General features: G+C 39.6%; 10 protein-coding genes and 1 pseudogene. 6 read left to right on the top strand and 5 right to left on the bottom strand.

Annotated elements, in window-relative coordinates:
• The first annotated feature begins 29 nt into the window (after positions 1-29).
• Genes LV716_RS07840 through fucP form a run of 4 tightly spaced genes read left to right on the top strand, consistent with a single transcriptional unit; the run spans position 30 to position 7792 of the window.
• Positions 30-2648: a glycoside hydrolase family 2 protein gene (locus tag LV716_RS07840; protein WP_163417191.1), complete on the top strand. Its 2619-nt coding sequence runs from the start codon at positions 30-32 to the stop codon at positions 2646-2648.
• Positions 2649-2681: 33 nt separating this feature from the next.
• Complete coding sequence (locus tag LV716_RS07845) at positions 2682-5516, top strand: TIM-barrel domain-containing protein (RefSeq protein WP_163417192.1); 2835 nt, start codon at positions 2682-2684, stop codon at positions 5514-5516.
• Positions 5517-5539: 23 nt separating this feature from the next.
• Complete coding sequence (locus LV716_RS07850) at positions 5540-6481, top strand: aldose 1-epimerase family protein (protein WP_163417193.1); 942 nt, start codon at positions 5540-5542, stop codon at positions 6479-6481.
• Between the two features lie 33 nt (positions 6482-6514).
• Entirely contained in the window at positions 6515-7792 is a 1278-nt protein-coding gene (gene fucP, locus LV716_RS07855; RefSeq protein ID WP_163417194.1) for an L-fucose:H+ symporter permease, read from the top strand.
• Positions 7793-7881: 89 nt separating this feature from the next.
• On the opposite strand, the gene LV716_RS07860 is transcribed toward fucP, so the two are convergent.
• The 5 genes from LV716_RS07860 to LV716_RS07880 form a co-directional block, all read right to left on the bottom strand.
• Positions 7882-9507 carry a S41 family peptidase gene (locus LV716_RS07860; RefSeq protein ID WP_163417195.1) on the bottom strand — a complete coding sequence of 542 codons (1626 nt, stop codon included), beginning with the start codon at positions 9505-9507 and terminating at the stop codon, positions 7882-7884.
• Positions 9491-9904, bottom strand: coding sequence for a ribonuclease P protein component (rnpA, locus tag LV716_RS07865; RefSeq protein ID WP_233759261.1), 414 nt, complete (start codon positions 9902-9904; stop codon positions 9491-9493). Before rnpA ends, LV716_RS07860 begins: the two co-directional genes overlap by 17 nt.
• A gap of 65 nt (positions 9905-9969) precedes the next feature.
• Positions 9970-11826, bottom strand: coding sequence for a M1 family metallopeptidase (locus LV716_RS07870; protein ID WP_163417196.1), 1857 nt, complete (start codon positions 11824-11826; stop codon positions 9970-9972).
• Position 11827: 1 nt separating this feature from the next.
• Positions 11828-13477, bottom strand: coding sequence for a S8 family peptidase (locus LV716_RS07875; protein ID WP_163417197.1), 1650 nt, complete (start codon positions 13475-13477; stop codon positions 11828-11830).
• 28 nt (positions 13478-13505) lie between these two features.
• Complete coding sequence (locus tag LV716_RS07880; RefSeq protein WP_163417198.1) at positions 13506-14372, bottom strand: MBL fold metallo-hydrolase; 867 nt, start codon at positions 14370-14372, stop codon at positions 13506-13508.
• Positions 14373-14655: 283 nt separating this feature from the next.
• On the opposite strand from LV716_RS07880, the gene LV716_RS07885 reads away from it, so the two are divergent.
• Both LV716_RS07885 and LV716_RS07890 read left to right on the top strand, forming a co-directional pair.
• Complete coding sequence (locus LV716_RS07885; protein WP_163417199.1) at positions 14656-16860, top strand: amino acid permease; 2205 nt, start codon at positions 14656-14658, stop codon at positions 16858-16860.
• A gap of 52 nt (positions 16861-16912) precedes the next feature.
• Positions 16913-18768 (top strand): annotated as a pseudogene (locus tag LV716_RS07890) (cation:proton antiporter).
• Positions 18769-18904 lie beyond the last annotated feature (136 nt).

Genomic DNA, 18904 nt, shown 5'->3' on the forward strand with positions numbered 1-18904 from the left:
TTGTAAAACCTAGATAAACGTATAACACTATGATAAAACTAAAATTTAATCTGCTCCTCACTGGTATAGCGGTTACAATGATTGCATGTAATGGCCCTAAAGAAATCGTCACCAGTGTATCCGAGATGAATATTGATAAAGGATGGCAGTATAGAAAAGCCAATGACTCGGTGTGGTCCAGTGCAAGTGTCCCCGGAAACGTTCATACAGATTTGCTCAATGATAGGGTTATTGAAGACCCGTTCTACAGATTAAACGAAAAAAACCAACAATGGATCGGTGAGACGGATTGGGAGTATGAGACCCGTTTTGAAGTATCTGACCAAATGCTTGAGGAACAAAATATAAATTTGGTATTCGAAGGCCTGGACACTTATGCCGATGTGTATCTAAACGAAGAGAAAATCCTTGCGGCTAAAAATATGTTCAGGACATGGGATGTCGATGTTAGGGCTAAACTAAAAAGAGGGCAGAACACACTTCGCATTTATTTTCACAACGTATTCAAGATAAATCGGCCTAAATACGATAATGCAGAATACCGATTACAGGCTTTTCGCAACAACGACCAGGCAGATGTTAAGCTTAATCTATACTCCAGAAAAGCAGGATTCCATTATGGATGGGATTGGGGCCCTAGGCTAATAACAGCTGGAATTTGGAGGCCGATAAAACTAAAAAGCTGGAGCGATTTTAAAATTGACAATGTTTTTTACAAACAAAAAAAGGTGACTACAGAATTAGCCGAGATTTCTGCGGAATTCGAAATATCATCAACCTCGGAAACGACGGCCGATATGGTCATTAGCCATGAAGGAAAACCGTTGGCAACACAAATGGTAACATTAAAACCTGGCGCTAATACGATAGTCGTCCCCATGAAAATTGAACAGCCAAAACTTTGGTGGACCAATGGCCTGGGCGAACAACCGCTCTACACTTTTGAAACTACGATCAAATCAAAAGATGGTGCAACCGATATGATGAGCAAACGCATAGGAATCCGTTCTCTTGAAATTGTAAGGGATGATGATGAATTTGGAAAAAGCCTATATGTGAAATTAAATGGCGTTCCCGTATTTATGAAAGGTGCTAATTATATCCCTCAAGATAATTTTCAAAATAGAGTGACCAAAGAGCGCTATGAACATATTCTAGGGTCGGCAAAAGAGGCCAATATGAACATGATACGTGTTTGGGGCGGTGGAATTTATGAAGAGGATATTTTCTACGATTTATGTGATGAGAAAGGGCTATTGGTATGGCAGGATATAATGTTCGCCTGCGGCATGTATCCTTCTGATGATGATTTTCTGGAAAATGTAAGAAATGAAGTGGTGGATAATGTAACCCGTTTGCGAAACCATCCGTCCATTGCACTTTTTTGCGGGAACAATGAAAATGAAATTTCATGGTATTCCTGGGGCTGGAAAGAATTGTATGAAGAAGATGTTCAAAAACAGTATGAGGCGGACTTGAAAAAACTTTTCTACAAAACAATACCCAATGCAATCGCCGAAGCACATCCCGATATTTATTATCATCCTACTTCACCCATTGCGGGCATTGGTGACGATAGGCCAAAAGAAGATGGCGACACCCATTATTGGGGTGTATGGCACGGAAAGGAACCTTTTAAAAACTTTGAGGAAAACGTTTCTCGTTTTGTTAGTGAATACGGATTCCAATCGTATCCCGAGTTTGCATCCATAAAAAAGTTTTCGATTAAAGAAGATTGGTTTTTAGAATCAGATGTGATGCGTTCCCATCAGCGTTGCATGGCAGATGAAGGTAAAGACCTGGATTACGGCAACCGACTCATCAATACTTATTTGGAAAGAAACTTTAACAAGCCCAAAGATTTTGAGAATTACGTTTACGTAGTTCAAGCGCTTCAAGCAAAAGGCGTGAAGATAGCGGTAGAAAGCCATCGCAGAAATAGAACGGACAACTATTGCATGGGAACCCTGTATTGGCAAATAGACGATTGCTGGCCGGCAGCATCATGGTCCAGTATTGATTACTATGGTAAATGGAAGGCATTGCACTATCAGATGAAAAAGACTTATGGCCAGATATTGGTCGCTCCATTGGAAAAAGAGGGTAAGTTGATCGCCTATATCGTTTCCGATGAATTAAACCCCATTGAGAACGCAAAAATTAGTGCACAGGTATTGGATTTTGAAGGGAACCAATTGTGGTCAAAAACTGAAACGGTAACTATTGCACCAAATACCTCGCAAGAATATCTCGCAGCAGAAGTTGAAGATCTCCTGAAGGAAACGGACAGAAAATCGGCATATGTAAAAATGACGGTCTCTTCTGAAAATAAAGTGCTCAGTGAAAACCGCTATTTCTTTAAAAAAGATAGAGACTTGGATTTGCCCAAAGCAAATATCACCTACACTGCCAAACCTGTGGATGGTGGATTTGAAATGACTTTAACTTCTGATAAACTGGCCAAATACGTATACATCGCCACGGAGAATGATGACCTTTTTCTATCAGATAACTATTTTGATATGGATGGTGGTACAACTAAAGTCATCAAAGTAGAAACCAAATCCGAAGTAGCGGAAATTGCAACACACATCAAAATCATTTCCTTGACCGATAGTTATGACGGTAATGGCGATGCTGTAAAATAAAGTATAACTACCTGAAAATTAAAAACTAAGATTATGCGCAATAAATTAAAAACTGAGATTATAGGTAACAAACTATTTCTTTTATTGGCCATAAGCTGTTGTTCAATAGCTTCAGCCCAAAAGTTCAAATACAAAAAAACAAACACTGGCATTGAGTATGCTGTTGATGGAAATAGAAAAAGAATCCAGTTCTATAGTACCGGTACAGTAAGGGTGACCACCGTAAAAGAAGGGCATCAGTTTACTGATACAAGCTTGGTGGTCAACTCAAAACCAGTAACTCTAAATTTCGATGTAAAAAATCGTAAAATGCTTCGCCTAAAAACAAAGGTTTTGGAGGTACAAGTAGATCAAAAAATGGGCGCAATCACATTTCTAGATCGAAAGGGGAAAACCTATTTGCAGGAACATAAAACGATACTTCCGTCACTGCGGGACACCACCATTTTTGGTGAGTCCTTCTATAGTGTAAAACAAGCTTTTAAACTTACCGAAGACGAAGGTTTGTTCGGATTGGGGCAGTTTCAGGATGAATATATGAACTACAGGGGCGAAGAATTGGTACTGGCGCATTCGAATAAGATTTCTGTGGTACCCATGCTTACTTCCTCCAATAACTATGGTATCCTTTGGGATAATTATTCACGGACTATATTTAAAGATAGCCCAGGGGTGACCTTCTTTTCATCTGAAGTAGCAGACCAAATCGATTACTATTTCATTGCAGGCGATGATATAGATGATGTGATTTTGGGATATCGGAACCTCACCGGACAAGCCCCTTTATTTTCAAAAAAGGCTTATGGTTTTTGGCAATGCAAGGAACGCTATAAAACCTTTGATGAATTGCACGAAGTGGTACAAAAATTCAGGACAAACAAGATTCCATTGGACAACATCATACAAGATTGGCAATACTGGGGTGAAAAGACTAAGTTCAGTAGTATGTATTTTGACCCAGAACGCTATCCAAATCCCAAACAGAATATTAAAAAACTGCATGATAACAATGTAAACCTAATGGTATCTATATGGCCAGCCATTGGTGCGGAAGCAGAACTTGCCAAGGAATTGGATGCCAAAGGTTACTTTTTGGACCAGGGCCATTGGTCGAGTCCTGGCAGTAAGGTTTACGATCCATATAGCAAAGCTGCAAGAGAAGTCTATTGGAAGCATCTGAAGAAGGGGTTGTTTGATAATGGTGTGGATGGGTACTGGATGGATGGAACCGAACCAGAATTCTTTAGTTCTTGGAATCAGGATATTACTACCGAAGAAATCTTGAAAGTCAAAAAAGTAGCTCTTGGTCCGGTATCTAAATACCTAAACACCTTTGCCTTGCTGACGAGTCAGGGCCTATACCAAAAACATAGGAAGGCGACCGACCAAAAAAGGGTTTTTATCTTGACTAGGTCAGCCTGGGCAGGACAACAGCGAAATGCCACCGTTACGTGGTCTGGTGATATTTCATCAAATTTTCAGACGCTAAAACAGCATGTTAGTTCTGGAGTTAACTTCTCTTTGGCCGGAGTGCCTTATTGGACACATGATATTGGAGGCTTCTTCTCTAAAGGGAGCAATGGAGAGTATCCCAAAGGCATTGAAGATCCTGCTTTTCATGAGCTCTATACACGTTGGTTTCAATTTGGGGCATTTACACCAATATTTCGCTCACACGGTACAGATACACCCCGCGAAGTGTGGCAGTTTAAAGATCGTAACCCAGAGTGCTATGACGCCCTGTTAAAAGTGCTGCATCTAAGGTATCAGCTAATGCCCTATATCTACTCAACGGCCTGGGATGTAACGGATAAGGGAAGAACAATGATGCGCGGTATGGTAATGGATTTTTCTAATGACAGAAAGGTTTTTGATATAACAGATCAGTATTTGTTCGGGTCTTCTTTTTTGGTAAAACCAATTACCAAGCATATGTACCATACACCAGAAACTTTACTTCCAATCATTTCTTCAGAATACTTGAGGACTCCATCTGGTGAAGCCGGTTTGATGGGTACCTACTTTGACGATACAGAATTAAATAAGGCGGTTTATACCAGGGTTGATAAAGAAATCAGTTTTAATTGGAGTGGTGGTGGTCTACCCAAAGGTTTACAGCTGACAAATTTTTCCATAAGGTGGGAAGGCTATTTAATCGCTCCTGAAAGTGGGAAACACACTATTGGAACCATCGTTGATGATGGTGTCAGATTATGGCTGGATGATAAATTGGTCATAGACGAATGGAGACCTCAACCAGCAACACTGTACAATCATGAAATCACTTTAGAGAAAGGTAAAAAATATAAAATTAGGATGGAATATTATCAAGGTAGAAGTAGCTCAACAGTTAATTTAGGATTAGAGATTCCTAAACAAAAGAAAGAGAAAAAGATTTTTGATATGAGCGATAAGGTATATCTACCTGACGGCTCTGGTTGGTACGATTTCTGGACCAATGAATTTCATGAAGGAGGTAAAGTTGTAACCAAAGAATACCCAATTGATATATTTCCATTATATGTAAAATCTGGCGCAATTGTTCCATTTGGCCCAAAACAACAATATGTTGATGAGAAACCGAATGCCCCTATAGAAATATGTATTTATACTGGAGCAAATGGAGCCTTTACCTATTATGAAGATGAAGGCAATAATTACAATTATGAGAATGGCGCATACAATACCATTGATTTCACTTGGGATGATAAGCAACGAAAACTAAAAATAGGTAAAAGTGAGGGTGCTTTCAATGGGCATAAGAAAGATAAAGTTTTCAATATTATGACAATAGACCCATTAAATGGGAAACAATCTAATGCTACCCATAATTATAATGGTGATGCTGTTGTATTGCAATTAAAATAGACTTGGAATTGAACAGGTAAATAATGAAGAATTTGTTTCCCGTTATATTGATAGTCTTACTTTTTGGATGTCAAAATATTGCAAAAGATGGGCAAACAGTTATTTTGAAAAATGAATATATCAAAGTAGAAGCCAAAAAAACAGGAGCAGAACTTATAAGTATCAAATTACTAGAAGATGATATAGAGTATTTATGGCAGGGAGATAGCCTTACGTGGAGCGACCATGCCATAGTTCAGTTTCCAATCATAGGCAATTTAAAGAATGACCAGTATCGGTATAATGGAAAACAGTATGGGATGATGTCACACGGTTTTGCCAGAATATCGGATTTTGAAGTGGTTGAGAAATCCAATGAGAAGGTCATATTCCAATTAAAAAGTAGTTCATCCACCCAAAAAATATATCCCTTTGACTTTGTATTTCGGGTAAGCTACATACTTAAAGAAGATAGTATTTTTGTAATTTTTGATGTGGAAAATACAGGGAATGATATAATGTATTTTTCGCTGGGCTACCATCCCGGTTTCAATTGGCCAATTGGGCAAGACGAAACAATGGGGGACCACTATTTGGAATTTTCCCATTCAGAATCCGTGGATAGACTTGTAATGAACGAAAATCTTATCGATAGCTTACAAAGAAATTTTTTGTCAGGCACTAAAAAGATTGAATTGGATAAAGACCTTTTTCAAGACGATGTAGTTATTTTAGCAGGGATAAAATCTGAAAGCTTGGGTTTGAAGAACACCAAAAATCAGAGGTCGGTCACGGTAACTTTTGGAGAAGTGCCCTATCTGGGAATATGGTCCCCTAAAAAGAACGGTGACTTTGTCTGTATTGAGCCTTGGTTTGGTGTTCCAGATTGGAACAATGCTTCAGGAGAACTTGAAAAGAAAGAAGGAATCATAGATTTGGTTCCATCAGACCACTATCAATGGGAATGTAAAATAACCATACAATAAGACGAAGAATCAACAATTTATAGAAATAAATTTATGAAAGTAGCTGTAGTTCCAAAAAAATTAATACTTCCTTTCGTGCTCATTACTTCCCTTTTTGCACTTTGGGGTTTTGCTAATGCCGTTACCGACCCCATGGTGACAGCCTTTAAGAAGGTCTTGGAGCTATCTAACCTACAGGCGTCCCTAGTTCAAATGGCATTCTATGGAGGGTATTTTACAATGGCGTTGCCAGCGGCGTATTTTATAAGAAAATATTCATACAAAACAGGCGTAGTAATAGGGTTGTTGTTGTACGCTTTGGGAGCCTTTTTATTTTATCCTGCCGCAATCAGTGAGAGTTTTGTCTTTTTCCTGATAGGCCTATATATCCTTACTTTTGGCTTAGCTTTTTTAGAAACCACGGCCAATCCTTTTATTCTTTCGATGGGCAAATCTGAAACTGCTACCCAACGGTTGAATCTAGCACAAGCATTTAATCCAGTTGGACTTTTAGGAGGAATTCTGGTGGCGCAACACTTCGTGTTAAAAAAACTACAGTCTGTAGATGCCGATTTTTCCGTGCTTTCTCAATCTGAAAAAATAGCGATAAGAACCAGTGATCTGCTAGTCATACGCAATCCCTATCTAGCACTTGGATTGACTGTTGTTTTAGTCCTTGTATTGATACTTATTGCTAAAATGCCCGAGAATCGCGACACAGGGATTAAAAAAAGTATGGGGGCAATCATTAAGTCGATTGTTAAGAAAGCAAATTATAGCAGGGGCGTGCTGGCACAAACGCTATATGTGGGCGCACAGATTATGTGCTGGACTTACATTTATCAATATGCAGAATCCATAGGCATAGATGCTGCTACAGCTGGAAGCTACCAATTTGCTGCCTTCATCATTTTTTTTGTTGGCAGATTTATTTGTACTGCCCTTTTGCGCATATTTAATGCGGGATATTTGCTTATGCTTTTTGCAATTATGGCAATTGTATTTACGACCGGAACCATTTTTATAACAGGCATTTTTGGACTCTATAGCTTACTTGGGGTCTCTTTTTGTATGTCGCTCATGTTTCCAACTATCTATGGAATTTCACTTAAAGGACTCTCGGAAGATGAATCAAAAATAGGGGCCGCTGGTTTGGTCATGGCGATAGTAGGAGGTGCATTGATGCCTACGTTACAAGGATTGATTTTGGATATAGGTGGTCCAGGTTATACGGACATACACTTTTTGGGTGTGCCGGAAGTCAATTTTTCGTTTGTATTGCCATTGATTTGTTTTATGGCCATAGCGTTCTATGGAAAGAAATTTGCTTGATTTAAAAACTAATGGTGCTCATTTGTGATTTTGTACATAACATTCTAGAACAGCAATTATGTTAGTACTGTATTTTTTAAAAACACGTTCTAATTTAAGATAGCTTCGTACTTGGTTTTATCGTTTAACAATGCTTTTGCGGTTAAAATGGCATCGTCGTGCGTTTCGTAGTATTCGTAAAGACCATCACGATAGAAATAGCGTTTTACGATTTCATCTTCCAAATCTTTTTTAATCTCCTTTTTGTAGGTATCCAAAGCCGAAATCTTCCCCCTGTTTATCGCCAATAACAAATCTTTGTACTTTTCCTGTACCTCTTTGCCCAGCAGATGTTCGTCGGCATTTATTGATTCCTCAAGTAATTTTTCGGTCTTGGTCTCAAAGGAAAAATTTTGTGACCGCGCAAAGTTTTTAAACGTGGTAAAATCTGTATCGGAAAAAGTAAAGTCGTCAACATTGCCAAAGGAATGGCTGTAGTAATAATCCGTGGCAAAATCAAAGATGATATTGTTTTGTTTTAAGGCATCTATTAGGGTGTTCGACTTTAATGATGCGATTTCCACATCTGGCATTACACCGCCACCATCTTGTACCGTTCTACCATTTTTTGTGGTAAATTCATTAAATTTAGTATTTCGTACCGCTTTGCCCTCCCCATCTCTGTTCCAGTAATCCAAAGATTGAATACAACGGCCAGATGGCGTATAATATCTAGATATGGTCACTTTCAGTTGCGTGCCGTAGGTAAGTTTCATTGGACGTTGTACCAATCCTTTTCCAAAACTTCTGGCGCCCATAATTACTGCACGATCTAAGTCCTGAAGTCCCCCAGAAACAATTTCACTGGCAGATGCACTACTGCCATCTATCAATACCACTAAGGGAATATCCAAATCCAAAGGCTGATTTTTTGTTTTATATTCTTGGTTGAATTTTTTTACCTTGGATTTTGTGGTGACAATGAGTTGGTTCTTTGGCACAAATAAATTAGTGACATTGATGGCTTCGGAAAGAAGTCCGCCAGGATTTCCACGTAGGTCCAAAACCAATCGCTCAGCACCTTTTCCTTTTAAGTCCAAAATCGCGGCCTTGGTCTGTCCTGAAGCTTTTCTGTTAAACTTGGACAATACCACATAACCGGTTTTATCATCGATCATATCGTAAAAAGGAACGGCATCGACTTCAACCCCTTCGCGCTTAAGGGTAGCGGTCATTGTTTCTGTTTGCCTTACATAAGTGACATCAACACTGGTATTGTTCGCACCTTTTAACAACTCACTTGCATTATCATCAAAGTCGGCTACTTTAGTATCTCCTATTTTAATGATTTCATCACCAGCCTTTAACCCAGCGTTGTCCGCTGGATAGCCCTTGTAAGGTTCAACAATGAGCAATTTATTTTCATAGGAACGAACAAGTGCCCCAATTCCAGAATATTCTCCCGCATTGTTGATTTTAAAAGCCTCAACATCCTGTTCATTTAAAAAACGGGTATAGGGGTCTAGATTGTTCAACATATTTTTTATGGCGGAATCCATAAGTTCTGCTGGATTCGTTTCATCCACATAATTCATGTTCAATTCTTTGAAAAGCGTGGTAAAAATTTCGATTTGCTTAGCAATCTCAAAAAAGTCGCTTTTAAATCCACTTCCTATGACCAGAAAAGTACAGGCCAAAACGGGGATTAAAACTCTTTTTTTAATTATTTTTTTCATGGGATTCTTTTTTTAAAAAAGCCAATAAGAGCTGTTTCATTGCCTTGTCAACCTCTTGAAGGTCGGGCATTTTATGACCAAGGTATAAAAATAGGAACGCAAAGTCTCCCTGTATGTTGTTAAAAACAAGGTGCTTATTAAGACGGTACCCTTCGCGTAACATTCGTTTTACACGATTTCTCTTAACGGCACTCTTAAATCTTTTTTTTGGAGCCACGACGCCAGTTTTAAAATTGACATCATCATCAAACCCAGTTTTAATGTACAACAACTTTATCGGAAATGCAGTAATGCCCTTCCCTTCACTAAAAAGTTTTTCAAAAAGCTTCTTGTTTTTAAGCTTTTCTTTTTTTGGAAAAGAAAAGTCTATTGGGCTTTTATTTGAAGTTTCACTCACTTCGTTTTTAAGATTTTTACTTTTTGATTGCCTCCTTAGGGAAACAATACTCAACTAAAATTACATCATGGATTGGATTGATATACGTTATTCTCTCCGTTCACATCTGCCATCAATTGGGATGGGTCTAGCACTATTGCCGTAATTGCACTCAAGGGGCGGTCAATGACAAATTCATAGGTAGGATAGGCCCAGGCCCAATCGTCTAGCACAGTTCTTTCTAGATTAGGATACGGGTTGGCTTTTTCTCCCCGCATCATGCGCAAAGGCACGTAGTATGTTTCTTGGGTACTGTCCGAGCCAACAATCAAAATGTCCAAAGGCATTGGCATTTCGCCCAAACGTTCTAAGACCACTTTGGTTTTTTCGCCCTCAGCTTCAACACTTTTTATACTGTAGTCAATAGTATTGGTCGTTTTTGTCCAATCGGTCAAGTACCAATCCAATTCCATTCCAGAGACCTTTTCTGCAGTTCTTTTTATATCGTTGGGCACAGGATGTTTGAACTTAAAAGCTTCGTAATATGCTCGTATGGTTTCCATTAATTTATCTTGTCCTATAACATAGCCCAATTGCGACAGGAAAATAGACCCTTTGCTATAAGCTGCAATTCCGTATGCAAAATTTGTGGTATACCTATCCGCATGGGTGGTTTGGGGAAGTTCCAATCCAGAGTTGACAAGCGCATAGTAACCTTTATAGGAACCTTCAAAAGGGTTTTCTTTATTCTGTTCCATGATTTCGTTCATGCACAGACTACTGATGAAGGAAGTAAAGCCTTCATCCATCCATTCGTACTTAGCTTCATTAGTGGCCAAAACATGTTGAAACCATGAGTGTGCCATTTCATGGACCATAACACCTACAAGGCTTCCAAATTGTCGCTTTCCTGTAATGAGGGTACTCATAGCGTATTCCATGCCTCCATCACCGCCCTGAACAACAGAATATTGATTATAAGGATATTTGCCAATATTTTTATTGAAGAAACGCATCGCAGCCTCGGTTTTAGGTTGAAGCTTTTTCCAATTCTCAATGATTTCCGCATCATTCTTATAATAGAAATGGAGGGTAGGTCCATCATCCATTTTTACCATATCGTGAATATAGTCTGGGTCTGCCGCCCACATAAAATCGTGAACATTGGGCGCTTTAAAGTGCCAAGTCAATGTTTTTCCCTTCGTTTTTATTTTAGTGCCTGGAGTTTCGTATCCGTGCCCTATCTCATTGGGGTTTTGCAAGTACCCAGAACCGCCAACAACATAATCCTTATCAAGCGTCAATTTTACATCAAAATCGCCCCAAACACCATGAAATTCACGTCCTATGTAGGGGTTGGGATGCCAGCCCTCAAAATCATATTCTGAAAGTTTGGGATACCATTGGCTCATGGAGAGCGTAACACCTTCCGCATTGTTCCTGCCCGAACGTCTAATTTGTAAAGGCACTTGACCTTTAAATTCCATAGATAGCTCTGTTTTTCCGCCAGAAGGGATGGGTTTGTCCAAATCCACGACCAATATGGTGCCCTCTTCGTTAAAAGAAACAGTACTCCCATCTTGGGTTAGCGATTGCACATGTAAATAACCCATCTCGGTTTCTGAAAGGGAAGCAATTCTGCTTTTTCCATCCGCCATCATTCGTTTGTCAGGATCTTTTATGGTCTGGAGGCGAATATCCATTTCGCTCCCCGGCTGAAAGGCATTAAAATAAAGATGGTAATAGACCCTACCCAGTTCATCTGGAGAATTGTTGGTGTAGATGAGTTTTTGGGTTCCAGAATATTGAAAGGTTTCCACATCCATTTCCACATCCATGGTATAGTCAACATGTTGCTGCCAGTAAGCAGTATTGTTCTGTGCTGAGATTTTTGAAAGTCCGGCTACTAAAACTGCAAAAAATAGAAATCGTGCGCTGTTCATGTTATTTCGTGTTATTGTTTAAGGTCATTTTACCTTTTGAAATGTTTTCGGCAAGTAGAAGTGCATTATAGGCATTGACCATTTTTCCTGATTTTGAAATACTGTCGAAAGTCTTTGCATTGGTTTCATCCCCAGCCACAATAACCGATGCTTTTGAGCCTAACCCGGATTGAACGATGATTTGTTTTACCTGATTGGCCGACAATTGAGGATAATAGGACCGAATCAACGCAGCCACACCTGCAACTGCTGGAGCTGCCATGGAAGTTCCCCCTTGAAAATCATACTCATTGCCTGGCATGGTGGAATAAATAGCATCTCCTGGAGCAAAAACATCCACATTTGATTTTCCGTAGTTGGAAAAAGTAGCAACCATTTCAGATCCATATTTGCTTGTAAGCGCTCCCACGGTAATGACGTTATTGGTAAATTCCATATTTGTGAGCTTGTGATCGTTGGGATAATTGGCATTATCAGCACTATCTAAATCCTTACCGTCATTTCCAGCTGCATGGACAATTAAAACATCTCTTGATGCTGCATACTGAATGGCACTGTAGACCCACTCGGCATTAGGAGAAAAGGATTTGCCAAAACTGCAATTAATGATTTTTGCCCCATTGTCTACTGCATATCGGATTGCCATTGCAATATCCTTATCATATTCATCTCCATTGGGAACCGCACGAACACTCATTAACTGGACATTTCTTGCAACACCGTTTACACCTTTGCCATTGTTTCTTTTGGCAGCTATGATTCCGGCAACATGGGTTCCGTGGCTTTCGGTAGCAACTTGGTTTTTTGGATTTCCGTTTCCATAGTTTTTATCGTTAAAGTCGTATGGGTCGTCACCCACTGGTTCCCTTCCATCAAAATCTTTGTTGAGGTTGTAATTTACCTGTTCCGTAAAATAGGTGATGCCTTCTGATAACTCTTCCAGTACTTCTGGAATGGTATCCCCATACGTGAACATTTGGTTCAGCACAGCAACATTTTGCTGCATTTGCTCAGTTTTAGCTTCGATAGAAGCCAATTCCAATTTTGTATAGGTGTCTTTCCCCAATGCCTTTTTTACAGCTTCATCTGCATTTTTGACCACCTGAAAGATTTGTTCGTACTGCTGCTTGTTTTGCAAGGCTTTTGGATATTCTTCATCTAGTTTTAATCTCGCTTTGGCCCTGGTCGCAGCATCACCAATATTCAGTCTGAGCATACGAGCGTATTCCAGTTGCTCGTTATAGGACTCACCCAAAAAATTGTAACCATGAATGTCATCAACATACCCATTGCCATCATCATCTTTGCCATTATTGGGGCGTTCGCCTTTGTTGGTCCAGAGCACGTCCTTCAAATCTTCGTGTTCTAGGTCCATTCCAGAATCTACAACCGCAACGATTACGGTCTTTCCATTTTTGTTTTTAATGATTTCATCATAAGCCCTATCTACACTCATCCCCGGAATTGTATCCCTAACAAGGTCTGCATGACCCCAGTTTTTTTTCTGTGCCTCGGTAAGTTCAGAAACCTTTAGAGGTATGGTGTCAATATTCTCAACGGGAGTGGAGACTAGAGCTGTGGCACCACAGCCCATCAATACTAAAAATGAAGGAAGTAATGCAAAAGAAGATTTGATGTATTTGTGATTCATAAATATCATTTTATAGAAATGTAAAACTTTACTGTGAATTGAATATTTCGTTAAAAGAAAACAGTTCGTCCACACGAGCACCTCGCTCGGTTTGTTTTAAGGTGCATAGTTCATTATGTGCGTCATGCTCAAAGAGCAATAGGAAATTGTTTTCGACAACAGTATCTAAAAAAGTTGCTTTTTCTTTTAAGGTTATTAGTGGTCGGGTATCAAAGCCCATAACATAGGGCAGTGGAATGTGGCCCACTGTGGGCAGCAAATCTGCTGTATATACAATGTTCTTGCCTTTGTACTTTATGTGCGGAAGCATTTGTTTCTCTGTGTGTCCATCCACAAAAAGAATTCCAAAACCTAATTCCGATTCTTCCAAAAAAGGCGTATTTGTTCGTTGTACAAAATGAAGCTGTCCACTTTCCTGCATAGGTAAAAGATTTTCCTTTAGGAAGGAAGCTTTTTCTCTGGCATTAGGGTTTATAGCCCACTCCCAGTGACTTTCATTGGTCCAAAAACGCGCATTTTTGAAGGCAGGTTCATAACCCGTTCTATCAGCGTTCCATTGTACGCTTCCCCCACAATGGTCAAAATGGAGGTGGGTCATAAAGACATCCGTAATGTCATCTCTACGAAAGTTCAAAGCGTTCAAGGACTTATCCATGGAGTGCTCCCCCCATAGATGATAATAACCAAAAAACCGATCAGATTGCTTATTGCCCATGCCAGTGTCTATCAAAATAAGACGGTCACCGTCTTCAACAAGAAGGCACCTAGCTGCAATATCAATCATATTATTGGAATCGGCAGGATTGGTTCTGTTCCAAATGGATTTTGGAACGACCCCGAACATGGCGCCGCCGTCTAACTTAAAATTACCGGTCTCGATGGGATAAATTGTCATTCAGAAAGAGAAATAGCATGCAAAATAAGAAAAGCGTAACGCAATTAATTAAAAACGATGATTTTATTAGTCGTTTTTTAACAAAAACTACCTGAGATACCACCGTTTTTTAGGTTTTGAAAAGAGGGAACCATAAAAAGCACTAGAATTACAACGAAACAATCTGGCCTCTTTTGGTTAATCCATATCGACACGCATAAATAGATTAAGTCCAATGTGTATTGGGAACATGCTAGATTTTTGTTTCAAAAAGGCTACATTTAACATTTAGACCAAAACCGTATTGAAGAAGTTAGAGCGTAGTTTATCCTTAACCTCCGTTATTGCCATTAGCATAGGTGGAATGCTGGGAAGCGGTATTTTTGTCTTACCAGGTTTAGCTGCTGCTAAAACAGGGTCTTCCGTTTGGCTGGCCTACCTCTTGGCCGCAGTCTGTATTTTACCTGCTGCTTTTTCCAAATCTGAACTGGCTACCGCCATGCCTTCTTCAGGTGGAACCTATGTGTATATTGAACGTGCTTTTGGACCGCTATTTGGAACTATCGCTGGAATAGGCCTTTGGCTTTCCCTACTTTTTAAAAGCGCTTTTGCACTTGTAGGCTTTGGTGCTTATCTGTCCATATTAATCAATATAGATGCGGGACTGACCAAATATGTTGCGGTCACATTTTTAGCTTTAATCCTGTTTTTGAACATTTTGGGCGTAAAAAAAGTAGGTAAAGTTCAAATCTTTATCGTAAGCATAAGTCTTATCAGTCTTGCGTTGATTTTATTGTTCGGAATCCCAAGAACTTCCGCAGAGTTATTGGACCCCTTTATGATAAAAGGAAAAATGGGATTATTCTCCACAGTGGCGTTCGTTTACATTTCTTATGCAGGGGTTACTAAAGTGGCTGCCATAGCCGGAGAAATAAAAAATCCGGGCACAAACCTTCCCCTTGCCATGATTCTATCGTTGTTCATTATGACGATAATCTATGTTTCGGTTGCTTTTGTACTAGTAGGAAACCTCCCCTTGGATGAACTCAAAACAGACATTAAACCTATTTATACCATTGCTAAGTTATTAGGAGGGAACAATGTAGGTTATATTGCTTCTGTAGTTGGTATCATTACTTTGATCTCCATGGCAAACTCTGGTGTTTTGGCTGCTTCTAGATTTCCTTTTGCAATGGCCATAGATAAATTGCTTCCAGATTTTATGGGCAAAATTCACGCAAAGTATTTAACCCCTGTGGTCACTATTGTAATGACTTGTTTTTTGATGGCAATGGTCATTATTTTCCTAGACGTTGAGAAAATAGCAAAGTTGGCAAGTGCGTTTATGGTGATGATGTTTATTTTGGTCAATGCCTGCGTTATCGTTTTGCGTGAAACGTCCGCGCAATGGTATAAACCGGAATATCGCTCTCCATTATACCCATTTGTACAATTATTCGGGATTTTTAGCGGAATAGCCTTATTGATTTTCCTGGGTTCTGGTCCAATGTTGGCTATAGTCGGTATCCTTATTCTTGGTCTGGTTATCTATTACTTTTTTGGAAGAAATGCCACTAGAACGGGAATCCTTAGAAAATACGGACATCGTCCTGCCTTGTACCTACTGTACAAAAGAAAGCGAAATGCTAAAATCACCTATAGAAATAATGGCACAGGTAGCTTACAGAACCTTGATGGTAAGCTAGCTTCGGATGCTGGTGTTGTAGTTCCTTTATTGGGGAACGAGCGTTCCCCAGAAATGCTGGTAGAAATTGGTGCGGCAATCAATAAGAACGAAAAAATTCAAGTGGTCAACGTAACGGAAGTTCCCAATCAGACGTTTTTGGATGCTATGGTAGAAGAAAACCCAAGAATAGCGTCCTTGGAAAGAAGAGTTTCACGCTTGGCAGTGTCACAGGGCATTGATTTGGATTTTGAAGCAGCCGTAACCCATGAAATTTCTGATACCATACATGAATTGAGCAATCAGACCCACTGCGATTGGTTGGTAATGGGGTGGAACGGTCGGGCACATAGCGGAATCTTGGTCAGCAATCCCATAGGATGGTTATTAACGCACATCAATTCAGATTTTGCCCTGTTCAAGGATGATGGTGTTAGGTATATCGGCAAGGTTTTATTGGCGTTAAGGCCGGGGAGAAAAGACAAAAACTTTATTGCCGTTGCAGACCGAATCTGTAACTATTACAGAGCTTCTCTAACATTACTGCACGTGGTGCCCAGTAAAACGGATGATGAAACCATTGATGCCATGGAAACCAAGTCAAAAAAGCTATTGGAAAAAGTGGATACGCCCAGCATGGTCATTGTTCAAAAGGAGGACGATTCCATTGGGGCTATTTCCAGGGCTTCGGCAAGTTTTGACCTGCTCATATTGGGAACTCCCCAGAAGGATAATTGGGTGGATATCCTTTTTGGTACTGGAAAAGATAAGTTCACGGAAAAATCAGCTTGCTCCGTGTTACGATTGACCATGAGAGATCACTAGATAATTGCTTTAGCATTTGTATTAATTAGTATTTTTACTAAAACTCAAATGGATGCTTGAACTTGCAGGTATAATTATTCTGGGAATTATTGCGCAATGGGTGGCCTGGCGACTTAAACTACCTGCAATTTTACCGTTAATTTTGATTGGTTTGTTGGTCGGGCCAATAGCCACATTGTATACCGAAGATGCGGTTAAGCTTATTGAGCCTATCTGGAACGGCAAAAATGGCCTTTTTCCTGGGGACGGATTGTATTATTTCGTGTCCCTTGCCATAAGTATTATACTATTTGAAGGAGGGTTGACCTTAAAACGTTCTGAAATTGTAAATGTGGGGCCGGTGATTACAAAACTAATAACCATTGGTTCCATAGTTACGTTCTTTGGTGCGGGGATTGCGGCACATTATACGTTTGGACTTTCGTGGCAAATATCATTTTTGTTCTCTGCGCTTATCATCGTTACCGGTCCTACGGTTATTACCCCTATTTTGAGAAACATTCCACTGAAAAAGGATGTCTCTACGGTATTAAAATGGGAAGGCATATTAATAGACCCTATAGGAGCCTTGGTAGCTGTTTTGGTTTTTGAATTTATAAGTGTTGGAGAAGGTAGTGCCTTTACCCGTACGGCCTTGGTCGAGTTTGGAAAGATTTTGCTCTTTGGAACCACTTTCGGTTTCACATTTGCTCATGCACTCGCATTTGCCATTAAAAAAGACTTGATTCCACATTACTTAATGAATGTAGTTTCACTTTCTGTAGTATTACTGGTGTTTGTTGAATCCGATGTTTTTGCACATGAATCTGGACTTTTGGCGGTAGTGGTCATGGGAATGGTCATGGGAAATATGAACTTGCCCAACCTAAAAGAATTGCTCTATTTTAAAGAATCCTTGAGCGTTTTATTGATTTCCATACTTTTTATACTCTTAGCGGCCAACATCAATATTAGTGACCTAGAGCTTTTGTACAACTGGCAGACGGCAATGCTGTTTGCAGCGGTGGTATTCATAATCAGGCCATTGGGTGTTTTTTTGAGTACGCACCGATCGGGATTAAAATTGACAGAAAAACTATTTATCGGTTGGGTAGGCCCCAGAGGTATTGTGGCTGCGGGTATTGCTTCCCTCTTTGGTTCCAAACTATTGGCAAAAGGAGAACCGGGCGCGGAATATATCACCCCCTTGGTTTTTATGATTGTTTTGGGTACGGTACTCTTAAATGCCACTACTGCTAGATTATTTGCAAAACTGGTCGGTGTTTTCTTGACCAAATCCGAAGGGATTTTGATTATTGGCGCCTCAAAAGTATCTAGGCTTATAGGAAGTTATCTAAAAAAGAATAGCAGACACGTTGTGCTGATCGATAATAATCAGACCAATGTAGGAAAAGCCAAAAGCTTGGGGTTAGAAGCGCTAGCCGCCAATATTTATTCAGATTCTTTGACCGATAATATTGAACTGAACGATATGGGATACCTTATGGCACTGACCGGCAACTCTGACATCAATAAATTTGCTATAGATAAATTCCAGAAACAGTTTGGTGAAAACGGGGCGTTTAGGCTCGTAAATTCTGACGAAATGAACGATCCGCAAAATAATCCCGAAGAAGGCTTGTTTTCGCATACTGACGATTTTATAAAATTGACCGAAGCTGCTAGGAAGAACCCATCCATCCATGAGATAGAACTAAAAGGACAGGAACAGTACAACGGCCTTATTGAAATAACTAAAGCAGATAATGATATTATCCCATTGTTCTTAAAAGACGACAGGGGGATTTAAAAATTATCTCTGCATTCAGTAAAGAATTTACGGATGTAAAAGAAGGTTATAAATTGGTCTATCTGGGAAAAGCATTCGATATCGAAACCATAGGGGAAGATTCCCAAGAAGAAGATTGAGATACTCGTTAGTCAAATACTTAAAAACGCTAGACATATTCCAAAAGCTATATTCATGTTGCAGATTGACAACACTTTTCTTGAGGTTCGCAACAATTCCAAATTTCAATGCATATAAAATGTAATTCGTGAAGAA

It is taken from the genome of Flagellimonas sp. HMM57 (assembly GCF_021390175.1).
Lineage (GTDB): Bacteria > Bacteroidota > Bacteroidia > Flavobacteriales > Flavobacteriaceae > Flagellimonas.

Excerpts from the sequence above, each read along its gene's own strand:
- LV716_RS07860 (WP_163417195.1), bottom strand. The coding sequence starts at position 9,507 with ATGAAAAAAATAATTAAAAAAAGAGTTTTAATCCCCGTTTTGGCCTGT.
- LV716_RS07840 (WP_163417191.1), top strand. The coding sequence starts at position 30 with ATGATAAAACTAAAATTTAATCTGCTCCTCACTGGTATAGCGGTTACA.
- LV716_RS07870 (WP_163417196.1), bottom strand. The coding sequence starts at position 11,826 with ATGAACAGCGCACGATTTCTATTTTTTGCAGTTTTAGTAGCCGGACTT.
- LV716_RS07845 (WP_163417192.1), top strand. The coding sequence starts at position 2,682 with ATGCGCAATAAATTAAAAACTGAGATTATAGGTAACAAACTATTTCTT.
- LV716_RS07875 (WP_163417197.1), bottom strand. The coding sequence starts at position 13,477 with ATGAATCACAAATACATCAAATCTTCTTTTGCATTACTTCCTTCATTT.
- LV716_RS07850 (WP_163417193.1), top strand. The coding sequence starts at position 5,540 with ATGAAGAATTTGTTTCCCGTTATATTGATAGTCTTACTTTTTGGATGT.
- fucP (WP_163417194.1), top strand. The coding sequence starts at position 6,515 with ATGAAAGTAGCTGTAGTTCCAAAAAAATTAATACTTCCTTTCGTGCTC.
- LV716_RS07880 (WP_163417198.1), bottom strand. The coding sequence starts at position 14,372 with ATGACAATTTATCCCATCGAGACCGGTAATTTTAAGTTAGACGGCGGC.